Source organism: Sporomusa sp. (assembly GCF_035561255.1).
In the GTDB taxonomy this organism is placed as follows: domain Bacteria; phylum Bacillota; class Negativicutes; order Sporomusales; family Sporomusaceae; genus Sporomusa.
The window spans coordinates 1-11,136 of record NZ_DATMXX010000389.1 but is presented as its reverse complement, the minus strand read 5'-3'; the positions used below and the strand labels follow the sequence as shown (position 1 = coordinate 11,136).

Sequence of the window (11,136 nt, the reverse complement as noted above, 5' to 3'; positions counted from 1 at the left end):
GAACATGACTCATTATATGGAACTACTGGCGGTGAATCAGCCCTGGAATTTGATTATCTACATGCTTATTCCTGTTGCATTGGCTGAAGCACTGGTAGCTACCGAATTTTTTGTGGTGTTTAACCGTCTCAAATCCGGTCCCATGCGTATATGGAATAAATGGTTGGGGATTATTCTAGGTTTTTACTTTCTGGGTGTTTTTCTAAACTTAGGGGTTACGGTAGTACCCAATATACAGTGGCGGGGCGCGGCTGATATTCTGGCTGTGGGGGCCTATTTGAGCGGTGTTATCCCGCTGTTTTCCATAGCTCTATTAGAACTTGGTATTATCGGGAAAGGTAAGCCCGATGATGATAAAATGAAACTGCACTTCATTTTGTTGACAGTATTCTTGGTTGTAGCCCATGTGGCCATGGTATTTGGTATGCTTGACCCACAACTGATGGGTTGGAATCCCGGGCAAAACGGGACACACATGAAACATTAATTTTGAAAAATATAATTTGAACCTTTAATAATATGGAAAAACTGTCATTATTGAGCATAATGGCACCTATTCTACGCTGTACGGCCACAACTCAGAACTCTTAGTCAGCGAAGGCGAGGTAGTTTGCAAAAGCCAGCTCATTGCCCGAGTTGGTGAAACTGGCTAAATAACAGGGCCTGTTCTGCATTTTGCAACCTACAACAACATGGCTGACGAGCAGAAGGCGCAGGTTGCCACATGGCATAAGCAAATACTTGGCCAAAGAAAACAAATGCTGCGAAACAGGTTGAGTGGGGCTATATAACGCAAGCGCAGGCCGACCAGCAATTTTTCGTGGATGGAGCAGCAAATGGAGTTCACGGTATCTTGGTGCCCGGCGGGTTATTCGTTAGCTGGCAATGCGGATAAGGAAGGCGGCAGAAATTTCATTGAGGGTGAGGTCTCTACCCTCTCCGGCGGTCAAGGACAGCTCTCACCATTTCAGTAAAAAATATGAAGAACACTTGGCCACCATTGATGAGGAGGTTAAGTAGGTTTACTAAAATCAAGCACACTCCCTGCAAATGTTTCTGCGGGGGGTGTGCTTAATATATAGTATGCCTAAGGCATAAGCGGCGCTAGCATATACTTCCGATTATAGTTTTAACCACGGTGGCAATCCGGATAGTGCGTGGCGGCAAAAATGCCATCTGTCGCGATTGCTTATGTCACCCATTATCTATAAACAACATAAAATATTACATAAAAGTTCCTGTACATCATATACGGAGGGGTAATTTTGAAAAAGCTTTGGGATGACCCAGAATTAGAAGAATGGCCAACTGAGTTTGAACTACGGCAGGCATGTCCACCAAATTGTATGCCAAACTGTCTGCCGAGCTGTATGCCACTTTGTTATCCTTCGTGCAGACCTAGAAAACCACCTGCCTGCAACCCTGCTTTTACGAAGTGTTCCCCTTATTATTAGTGGGCATTTCGCCTGCATTATTTGTTTCCTCATGCTCCGGCAATTGTAAATGCCCCAAAAATTCTTAGCCAATTAGTTCGAAAAAGATTAACACCCCACTGATCGCCAGCAGTATACCGGCAATGCGCTGTACCATATTCATCCGGCGTGAAAAGAGGCGTTTCCTATTTAGAAACCGCTCCAATGTAACTGCCAACAACGCGAAGGGCAGGCAAAACCCCCAGGCATAGATGAAAAAGAGGAACTCCTTTTAATAAGAATGGTGAAGTGATGGCATACACTACTACCGGTGCAAGCAACGGGCCGTTGCAGGGAGTCCAGGCGGCAGTGGAGGCCACACCCAGCCCGCTCCGCGTCCCTCCGATGGCGCTGCAGCCGCTAGCGCGTCTTCCGCCTGCCGTCCTCCGGGCTACCCCACGGACATAAGGCGGATTATCGTACGCCCGCCACCGCTAGGATACGAAAGCACGAGGGAACCGCCCCGCCCGCCGGTCCTGCCATTATATCACGCCGTTCAAGGCACTGCCTGCGCTGCTTCGCTCTGCCCCTACGGGTGACTCGGTGTGTACCGCGCCGATGATTTGTTCAAACAGTACAGTCCTGTGCCCGCGCTCGTTTTGTAGGTGACGGCGGCGGGGAAGCCGCTAGTACGGAGGAGGCGGTATACGTGCTTGACACTCGAGCAAGTCAAGGCAAGACTACGGAGTCGGCGGGAACTATACGGCAAGCTGGTCACTAGCCCAGATGGGTCTGAGTGGATACGGGTCAGCTTGACGCGGGCCCAGCTCACATATTACCTAGCTCGCGTAACTTACTATGGATTTATCCCCGACTAGGGCCGAGGGGCCCTTTTTTTGGTTGCGGAGTAATCGAGTGCGGCAAGGTGACGGACTGGAGACGCCCCCGCCGCCGGTCTTGCCATTGTATCACACCGGTCAAGGCGTTGCCTGCTCCGCTTCGCTCCGCCCCTGCGGGTGATTCGGCGTGCCGCGATGATGTTTTACTCCATATTGCAATGTCCACCGTGCTCGTTGAGTTGGTGACGGCGGCGGGGAAGCCGCTGACACGGAGGAGGCGTTAACGATGTCGGATAGCTTGGTTCGGTGGTGGCGGGTGGAGGTAGCACTATTTGTCTGCTACTTATATGCAGTCAGGCGGGGTGACCGCTACAGCTACCGGTACTGTGCTGACCGCAGCATACTGGTATCTGCATTTTGCGTGGTGGTACTAGTGGCCGGCGTGATGCTGTCGGGGCAGTAGCTCAGTATTTGCAGCAGGGCTGTCGATAACCGGCAACCCTTTTTGGTGGGGCGCCTACATTTTGTGCTAACTACATATCCAGAAACGGTTGTCAGTAAGTTTCTTCTGTCCCGAGGTGCGCTGAACGAGTAGGCGGGACTAAATATTATCGGCATATTCAATAATCACATAGTATATCATGTATAAAAAAGCGATGGAGGTGTAAACGTGAGCAAAGACATAGAAGACCTTAAGTCCGCAGGCAGATTTCTTCTTTTTATGGGTCTTATCATAAAGGAGATGGCAGCAAGTCTAAACGAGAGTAATTTAGAAACAGATCGCCTAGAGCAAGTAAGCGACCGCGATGATATAGCGATAGGAGACGACAAACGCGGAGGGGCCATTTTGCAATAAGGAGAGCCCTAGTAACTGAATATTATGGGGGGGGCTGTTTTTTTAGTTGATCAATCTGTGCTTGTAATTGTTCAAGTTGCTGCTGAATATTCTGTGGCAGCGGATGCTTATCTTGATTATCTTTCTGGTCTAATTCTTGAGCCAGTTTTTGGGCTGCAATTGTAACCATAATACTACCAATTGTTATAATTACGTTGCCAACAATGTTTACTTCATTTGGATCTCTATCCTCAGAAAACGAAATGGCAATCAGGGTCATTAACAGGGCAAGCTGGTTGGAGTCAGTATCAATGATTGACATTGTTTTCACCTCGAAACTATACTATGCCAACTGAATTTGGGAAATTACTGTAACTAAAGGTTGCTAAACTTCAGGTGGGTTTTCACCCCATCTGAAGATAGATGATCTTATCCAGAATTTGACTACTCCGGCTTTTATATCCTAAAGGGTCACAGGGAAAAAGGGAGTTAAGACAGCGATGTCCGGCAAGTATAGATGCCGGTCTTTTTTTGTTTAATGGGAAAGATTAGCGAAAAATCATAAGTTCTTCACTAGTCCTTCATAGTGTCTTCACAAAGATTTGGTATGATAAAGGTAGATAAAGAATCCGCACCTAAGGCGGACTACCTCGCAAGTGGAGAGAGCTGTAGAATTCCGAAAATTGGAAAGTCTATAATGGAGGCTGCTTAGCAGCCAGGCAATTTACCGGTAAGCTAAATGAGGAGGAATAAAGTTATGAAGTGTTGCAAACAATCCCAGCCTAATAAGGAAAATGGCGTAAGTCAAGGGCAGCAGCATGGCTGCGGCGGCGGCCTTAAACATATGTTGATGATGCTTGCTTGCTGTTTAGCGCCGATTGGTGTAGTCCTACTTCTCAAGCAAAGCGGTTACGATGGGGCGGCCAGCTATTTAGTGCTGCTGATATGCCCACTGATGCATCTGTTTATGATGCGGGGGATGGGACACAAACATAATGAACCCTCAAACGAAAATAAAACTATAAAATAATCAAGGTTGAGTAAGAAGCTGACTAGTGAGATGAAAGAGTTAATCATGGAAGCCTATCGCAAAGCTGAAACCAAGGATTATTCGCTGCATGACCCGCGCACCTGGATTACTACAGGTGAAGTACGGCGCATTCTCGAACGGCAAGGTTTCGTATTTGAAGATGGCTGGGCGTTAGCTTAGTCAAGGTATAATAATCGGATAAATTAACGAGGAGTGAAAACACTATGAAAAATAAATTAACAGGGTGGATTATTGGGGGACTAATTACCGCATCAGCATTAGGACTGGCCTTTGGTGCCAATTCGCTTGCAAGTGCGGCAGCGAATACTGAGCAGGCGGCAGCAGCGGCAGGTATGATGATGCCAAACGGCCAGATGGAAAAAATGGGCCCAGAGATGATGAATTCGCCGGAAATGCAAAAACAGTGTGAAGATATGATGAAAAGCACTGACATGCAGCAAACAATGAAGGGGATGATGCAGCAGCCCCAAATGCAGACTATGATGAAGCAAATGATGGCAAGCGATCCGGCGTTTAAGCAAATGATGGCAGATATGGTTAAGGAGAGCACTTCGTCCGGCGAGCAAGCACCGCAGCCGCAGGCTGCAGAGTCTGAATCTATAGACCATAATGCTTACCATACAGCGCAGTGACGCTCTTTGGTGGTGCGGTGAGATTCGCATTGGTCGCGACCGGTCAAGACCTGACATGTGTAGATGTAGCCGCGGCACCGGCATAGATATGGCAGATTCCCCCCCAGCAGGAGAGCGAACAGGTTGCGGGAAATTTTGGACTGAGTGACCAGGAGTAATAGAAATAGGAATAAAAAAGGGCCGCCAACAGTTAAGGTGTCAACTGTTGGCGGCTGTTCGTTTAAGTGACCGGGGCGGAACCGGTGTTGTTTTTTTCGTATTTTTTCAAAACGGCTACTTGATGGTGGATTGAAAAGATTGTCATTTGGAATCCGTAGTCAGTTTTTCTCGCAATGCCATAACGACAATAAAGGCTCCCGTAATATCATCCAGCCGCCCAGAGTTTTTTGGTACATAATCCTTTGGGATGAAAAGAGAAAATTTTTGCGAGTTTTTATGCTTTCCTGATTTAGACAGCGGAATCAATACGTGGTCTCCTATTGTTGTTTTAGGGGTCAGTGTGTTACCCTTTACGATACAGACTATTTCCTTGTCAGCACTACTATCAATCTTGTCGATGACTTCATCTTGTGCTCCGAACAAATCTTTTAGATAGTACTTTTCACCGGTTTCAGCAAGAATTTGCGTGTTTTCATAGTTTTGACTAAAGTAGTAGCCCTTTTTAGGGTCAAGCAGATTTTTTACAGAGGAGATGAACATTCGTGTTCTTTTACCGGTGAACTGTTTTGATATGTTGGAGCCTCGATGTCCAGTGCTTGTATGCTGCTGCGGGGACATCAGTGCTCTGGGAAGAATAGTCGATACTAATAATTCAATGTCCTTGTTGTTGTCATGATTTTTGATTTGGCTAGTTATATTTTCGTAAATCCAGTGAGGCATATGGGCGGTACCTCTCCACCGTTTAAATAACGGATAGCTAGTACCGTGAGAAAACTCGAGTTGTATTCCGCAAAAAATACAGCGGAATTTTGTTCGTTCAATAAAATCAGTAGGATTACTATCAACTTCAATAGCACTTACTTTTTCGTGAACCCCTCTGGCTACATAATATGCAAATTCCACATTAATCACCCACCATACTTGTTTGCGATAGTATAATTTTATCAGAATATCTTGTTATATGTAAATTCATTCCTTGATTGGTAATAAAATGAAAGGGACTGTGGAGATTTATGGCGAATATCTTAGATATGTTATGTTTCGTTTCGGCTAGGGGGTAATTTATAGCATGGTGGATAAAGATGAGATTTTGGCAAAGCTTCAAGATTTTCTACGGACTAGACCGATGTTGTTAATAGGCACAGGCCTTTCTGTTTCGATGGGGTTACCTGGTATGGGAGAATTGACGAATTTTCTAAAAAGCGATATGCCTAAGAGATGTGTAGGCGACCCTAAATTAACCAGTGAGTGGACAATTTGTTTGGCAAGCATTGAAGCCCATGGGCTGGAAGACGGACTAGGACGATGCACTGTTAGTCAAGAACTTTTACATCTTATTATTGAAGCTACCGCTACTGTCATCGATCTAAAGGATATACAGTTTAAGCGGCAGTTGATTGCTACTTCGGCCAAATCATTTCCGTTAGCAAAGCTTATCAAACACATAATAGACAGTCTGCCGCCAGGCAACCCCTGTTTAAATATTATTACCTCAAATTATGATCACCTTATTGAGTATGCTTGCGATGTATGTAGCATCCATTGTTGCACCGGCTTTTCGGGAGCACATCTTCAACGGTTTTCCCACGAAACCTTAGTCTGCGATTCCTATTCGTTAACGGTAGTTCCGGATAAGAGAACAATGAAGACAGATTACCGAAAGCAAAAACGAGTACGGCTGTTGAAACCACATGGCTCTTTAAAATGGCAGCAACTTGGTAGTGAAACTTTTCAATGTAGCGAGATGATTGAAAATGCAACTCGCGTTATTATTACGCCGGGTTTGACTAAATACAAGGCCAGTTTAACTGATCCAACGATGAACTGTCATAGAGAAATGGCCAATCAAAGTATTCGAAGTGCTAATTCAATTATGGTAATAGGTTATGGATTTAATGACTCTCATTTGCAAACAGTTTTAACTGAGCGGCTGAGCCAAGGAATGAATTGTCTTATAATAACTAGGCATTTAAGTGATAGCGCCAAAATGATAGTGCAGGATTATCCGAACATAATTGCCTTGGATCAATCAACAGCAGGATTAACTACTTGGTACTATCAGGGAGATAGTGGTGAGTTTCCCGGACAACTGTGGAGTATTGAAGAATTTGTGGACAAGGTTGTTGGGTAAGGAGGGGCTATAGTGGGTATCTTCAATTTTGAGGAAACACAGTCGATAGGTGAGGTTCGCGGCGTGGACACCGCCCGAGTATTTATTCAAGTACATTCGGCTGAAAAGTTGTCGCATGCAAGAGTCGGAAGGCTAGTAACTATTCAAGGATTAGATAGTAATGAATGGTTGCTTGGTATGATCAACCGGGTTTGGAGAGATCCTTTAGAGGGTGATACGGAAGTCGGCGATGAGATGTCTCCGCCCATTACGGAAAATAATGGTGTCCAAGTTACTCTTGTGGGAACGTATCGCGCAAAACACGGGGAAGTTAGTAATTATTTTACCAGAGCTGTTTTATCACTACCTGACATTAATCGCCCCGTATTTCCGGTTGAAGGGAAAGCTCTGGAAGACTTTATGGGGATAATTGGTTCTGCCGGTGTTGCAACAAAAAAACCATTGGAGATTGGTACATATACCTTGGATAGAAAAGCAAAAGCATATATAGATGGTGACAAGTTATTTCAGCGGCATGCTGCGCTGCTGGGCAGTACTGGCTCAGGTAAGTCATGGTCTGTTGCAAACATCTTAGAACAAGCTTCTAAATTGGATTATTCAAATATCATTGTATTTGACCTTCATGGCGAATATACAAAATTACCATATGCACAACAATTGCGTATAGCGGGACCTGGTGACTTAGCTGATCCGAAGGAAGGCGTACTTTTCTTACCATTTTGGTTACTGAACTATGATGAAATGCAGTCTATGTTGATTGACCACTCCGAGCAATCTGCTCCTAACCAGTCGCTAGCTGTACTGGATGCAATCACCAAGGCCAAAAAGACGGTTTTAGAACAACTTAAGAAACAAGAAGTATTGGATACATTCACAGTTGATAGCCCTATACCGTTCAAGATGGAGCACATAGTTAAGGAACTCGAGTATAAAAACGCAGAGATTATTGGCTCTGGAGAATTTTATGAAAGCGGCAAAAAGGCCGGCCAAGAAAAAACGACACAAGGCCCACTCAACAACAAGTTAACCAGGTTATTAATTCGCTTAAAAAATAAACTTGAAGACCGGCGCTATGGTTTTTTATTTCAACCGCCAGAAAAGTGGTATGAATATGAAGCTCTGCATCGTCTTGCAAATCAGCTAATGGGTCACAACGGCATCACTGATTATAATAAGCCGGGGATTAAGGTAATTGATTTTTCCGAGGTACCTTCAGACGTTTTACCGGTAATGGTAAGTTTAACAGCACGACTGGTTTTCCAGATACAATTTTGGTCAGATCCCGGTACCAATAATGATGGCAGACATCCGGTATTATTACTATGTGATGAAGCGCATTTGTATTTGCCAAGTGCATCCAAGAGTGCAAATCCTTTAGAGAAAAAGGCGCTAGAGAACTTTGAAAGAATTGCAAAGGAAGGCAGAAAATATGGCGTCGGCTTAATGATAGTCAGTCAAAGGCCATCTGATGTTAGCACTACTATACTAAGCCAATGCAATAATATAATATCGTTAAGACTTTCTAATGATAGTGACAAATCAGTGGTTAAAGGTTTAATGCCTGATTCACTAAGCGGATTATTGGAAATACTCCCTGGACTGGAAATCGGAGAGGCAATTATAGTTGGAGATGCAGTATTATTGCCAACAAGGATAGTGTTAAATAAGCCAACGTATAAGCCGCTAAGTGCAACCATTGATTTTTGGCAAAGATGGGATAACCAAAAAGGAGCCACTGATTTAATTAAAGCAGTAGAGCAATTGCGCCGGCAAAGCCGAAACTAGTGATCTATATGGGTCTGCGTCTAATTTTGTGTAATTGGAATTCTTCATGGCAAGAAATTAGGTGGCTTTACTTGCAATTCAAATGTATCCATTGCCCCTTGCAATTGTTTTCCCTGGGGAGGACGGAGGTATGCACGCGTTAGCGTGAATGCCCGGCCTGCCCGGGGAATTATGATTTCTGGGCAATTAAATCGCATGGCGGTCTTCAAATAACAGTGCTAAATGATTTAAAACCATCTCCCAATCTCGATAGCGCTAAGTCCACTTTTTGACGATATTATCTGAAGCCAGATATAGCATCTTGCGTAGCGCATCGTCATTAGTTCATGAGGTTGCTGCGACAGTGATATAGGGATTGAAAGAACTGCTGCTATTTAGGAACTTGAAGTATTCAAATAGCCTGATAGTTTTGATGCTTCTTGAAACTAAGTTTACATATAGCTTATAAGCAAAGAAGAATTCGTCGTTAGAGATGAACGGACAAAAGCTACGTATCACTGAAGATTTATGTAATACTAATATGTTTTTTGCGGGGCAATGGGGCGGTCTCATTGCCCTTTTGGGTGCTTTTAGTCTAACACAAAACAGAACCGTATCACTGTCAGATTCTTTGTAAATTCATAAAAACAAATGACCCCAGTTCAACACATTATTGAACTGGGGTCATTTTAATTTAAGCTGAACATGAATCTCCGGCCGGCTGCCTCGTCCACGGGTATGATCAACCCGCTCAACAATTACCCTATCCAAAATGGCTTGCAAAGCAGATCTCTTTTCTTGCACAGTAAAATTTTCTTTATACAGATTGCCTCTAATTGTAGCAACGATTTCAGCAGGAGAGCTGCTAGAGGAGGAGGCTGCGGCTAATTCAGCTTCATATGTTTTTTTCATATTCGCGATATCAAGCAATTGACCGCGTATTTCTTTTAACTGGGATTCAACTTCACCTTCTGTTAGCATCTTTTGCCGAAACCACCGCAATACGGTTTCTTTTTGCTGTATCAAATCCTTTTCTGCTTTTATCATTTGAGCAAGTGCCGCTTGTTGCTTGTCAATGTCCTTGTTGCGGGGGATGCACTCAAGATATTCGGTAATCTTAGCCGGGTTATTGCAAAGCTCCATAAGATAGTCAAAGACGTATTCATCCAGTAATTTCGTAGGCACTTGTCTTGCCGTACAGGGTTCTTGGTCGGAATACAAATAGGATGAGCTTTTTTGACTTAGACATGCGTAATAGCTGATCAGTTGTTTACTGCCGGAATGAGAAATGACCATTGCCCTCCCACATTTGGCACAGGTAACAAGTCCGTTGAGCAGATAGTCGTGTCTTAGGTTGCGTTTCGCGAAATCCTTATTTTTCTGAAGCTGTTTTTGGGCGGCTTGCCAGGTCACTTCATCCACAATGGCTGGAACGGGGATCGGAATCCATTCCGTTTCCGGCCGAAGCGTTCGTTTTCTCTGGTTTAAGCCAATCTTCTCATAACGGTATTTCATGGAATAGATAATGCCTTTATACAATGTATTCGTTAGTATCCGATGGACACTGGAAACGATCCAGGATTTTTTCTTCCGGGGAGAGGGAATACCCCTTGCATTCAATTCCTTGCAAATCCGGGCTGTTCCCATTTCTTCTTTGACAATAAAGTCAAAGATCATCCGAATAATCTCAGCCTCGAGTTCATTGATTACATAGGTGTTTTTCTCAGGGTCAAACAAATAGCCGAAGGGTTTGGCATTACTGATAACTAAGCCTTTGGAAGCTTTGCCGCGTTTGCCTCGCATCGTTCGTTCTTTGATTTTTTCCTTTTCGTATTCAGCAACTATTCCCTGGAATTTGTACATTAACTCGCCTTCGGACGTGGATTCAAAGTTAACAGATGCGAATTTACGTAGAGCTCCAGCTTTCTCAATTTCTTCTGAAATAATAAGAAGATGAATTGTCTTGCGTGCTAGGCGGTCGGGAGCATAGGCAATTACTACATCAAACAGCTTTTTCTTGAGTTTTTCTCGTAATGAAGTCAATGCTGGACGATCAATAAACGCTCCTGAATAACCATTATCAACAAATTCTTCTATATTGGTTGCGCCTAACTCAAGGGCATATTTGCGACAGGCTTCTAATTGAGTATCGATAGAATAGCCTTTTTCGGCTTGCTGATCTGTAGATACGCGAACATATATTGCTGCATTCATTTAGTAACACATCCTTATAGATTATTTGGCTTGAGTTGACTGCATGCGGTTCAATATTCCTTTTATAAGTGGGGACATAAAATTATTACTATATGTATC

14 protein-coding genes and 2 pseudogenes are annotated in these 11,136 nt (G+C 44.0%); 11 read left to right on the top strand and 5 right to left on the bottom strand.

The features are described 5' to 3' along the window. Window positions 1–4 precede the first annotated feature (4 nt). From VN379_RS22155 to VN379_RS22145, 3 genes and pseudogenes are all read left to right on the top strand, one after another. Window positions 5–487 carry a DUF6803 family protein gene (locus tag VN379_RS22155; protein ID WP_325537930.1) on the top strand — a complete coding sequence of 161 codons (483 nt, stop codon included), beginning with the start codon at window positions 5–7 and terminating at the stop codon, window positions 485–487. A gap of 43 nt (window positions 488–530) precedes the next feature. Next, window positions 531–653, top strand: a pseudogene (locus tag VN379_RS22150) (peptidoglycan DD-metalloendopeptidase family protein); the annotation flags it as partial. Between the two features lie 183 nt (window positions 654–836). Continuing rightward, on the top strand, window positions 837–974 hold the full coding sequence (locus VN379_RS22145) for a hypothetical protein (RefSeq protein WP_325537928.1): 138 nt from the start codon (window positions 837–839) through the stop codon (window positions 972–974). 544 nt (window positions 975–1,518) lie between these two features. Here VN379_RS22145 and VN379_RS25235 read toward each other — a convergent pair. Further along, window positions 1,519–1,686 (bottom strand): hypothetical protein, encoded by a 168-nt coding sequence (locus VN379_RS25235; RefSeq protein WP_414715031.1) that lies wholly within the window; start codon window positions 1,684–1,686, stop codon window positions 1,519–1,521. 38 nt (window positions 1,687–1,724) lie between these two features. Between VN379_RS25235 and VN379_RS22140 the strand changes: the two genes are divergently transcribed. From VN379_RS22140 to VN379_RS22130, 3 genes are all read left to right on the top strand, one after another. After that, window positions 1,725–1,880, top strand: a complete 156-nt coding sequence (locus VN379_RS22140; protein ID WP_325537926.1) for a hypothetical protein — start codon at window positions 1,725–1,727, stop codon at window positions 1,878–1,880. A 657-nt stretch (window positions 1,881–2,537) separates the two neighbouring features. After that, window positions 2,538–2,714, top strand: coding sequence for a hypothetical protein (locus VN379_RS22135; protein ID WP_325537925.1), 177 nt, complete (start codon window positions 2,538–2,540; stop codon window positions 2,712–2,714). A 207-nt stretch (window positions 2,715–2,921) separates the two neighbouring features. Further along, complete coding sequence (locus VN379_RS22130; RefSeq protein WP_325537924.1) at window positions 2,922–3,107, top strand: hypothetical protein; 186 nt, start codon at window positions 2,922–2,924, stop codon at window positions 3,105–3,107. Window positions 3,108–3,129: 22 nt separating this feature from the next. On the opposite strand, the gene VN379_RS22125 is transcribed toward VN379_RS22130, so the two are convergent. Next, entirely contained in the window at window positions 3,130–3,408 is a 279-nt protein-coding gene (locus tag VN379_RS22125) for a hypothetical protein (protein ID WP_325537922.1), read from the bottom strand. 435 nt (window positions 3,409–3,843) lie between these two features. Here VN379_RS22125 and VN379_RS22120 point away from each other — a divergent pair, with 435 nt between their 5' ends. Genes VN379_RS22120 through VN379_RS22110 form a run of 3 tightly spaced genes read left to right on the top strand, consistent with a single transcriptional unit; the run spans window position 3,844 to window position 4,769 of the window. Next, window positions 3,844–4,116, top strand: a complete 273-nt coding sequence (locus VN379_RS22120) for a DUF2933 domain-containing protein (RefSeq protein WP_325537920.1) — start codon at window positions 3,844–3,846, stop codon at window positions 4,114–4,116. Between the two features lie 30 nt (window positions 4,117–4,146). Further along, complete coding sequence (locus VN379_RS22115; protein WP_325537918.1) at window positions 4,147–4,296, top strand: hypothetical protein; 150 nt, start codon at window positions 4,147–4,149, stop codon at window positions 4,294–4,296. A 44-nt stretch (window positions 4,297–4,340) separates the two neighbouring features. Beyond that, window positions 4,341–4,769 (top strand): hypothetical protein, encoded by a 429-nt coding sequence (locus VN379_RS22110; RefSeq protein WP_325537916.1) that lies wholly within the window; start codon window positions 4,341–4,343, stop codon window positions 4,767–4,769. Between the two features lie 300 nt (window positions 4,770–5,069). Here VN379_RS22110 and VN379_RS22105 read toward each other — a convergent pair whose 3' ends face one another. Beyond that, on the bottom strand, window positions 5,070–5,831 hold the full coding sequence (locus VN379_RS22105) for a hypothetical protein (protein ID WP_325537914.1): 762 nt from the start codon (window positions 5,829–5,831) through the stop codon (window positions 5,070–5,072). Between the two features lie 166 nt (window positions 5,832–5,997). On the opposite strand from VN379_RS22105, the gene VN379_RS22100 reads away from it, so the two are divergent. After that, window positions 5,998–7,059 carry an SIR2 family protein gene (locus tag VN379_RS22100; RefSeq protein WP_325537912.1) on the top strand — a complete coding sequence of 354 codons (1,062 nt, stop codon included), beginning with the start codon at window positions 5,998–6,000 and terminating at the stop codon, window positions 7,057–7,059. A gap of 12 nt (window positions 7,060–7,071) precedes the next feature. Continuing rightward, window positions 7,072–8,844, top strand: a complete 1,773-nt coding sequence (locus VN379_RS22095; protein WP_325537910.1) for an ATP-binding protein — start codon at window positions 7,072–7,074, stop codon at window positions 8,842–8,844. 186 nt (window positions 8,845–9,030) lie between these two features. Here the strand turns inward: VN379_RS22095 and VN379_RS25275 are convergent. Both VN379_RS25275 and VN379_RS22090 read right to left on the bottom strand, forming a co-directional pair. Continuing rightward, window positions 9,031–9,165 (bottom strand): annotated as a pseudogene (locus tag VN379_RS25275) (IS256 family transposase); the annotation flags it as partial. A 342-nt stretch (window positions 9,166–9,507) separates the two neighbouring features. Further along, complete coding sequence (locus tag VN379_RS22090; RefSeq protein WP_325537909.1) at window positions 9,508–11,037, bottom strand: recombinase family protein; 1,530 nt, start codon at window positions 11,035–11,037, stop codon at window positions 9,508–9,510. Window positions 11,038–11,136 lie beyond the last annotated feature (99 nt).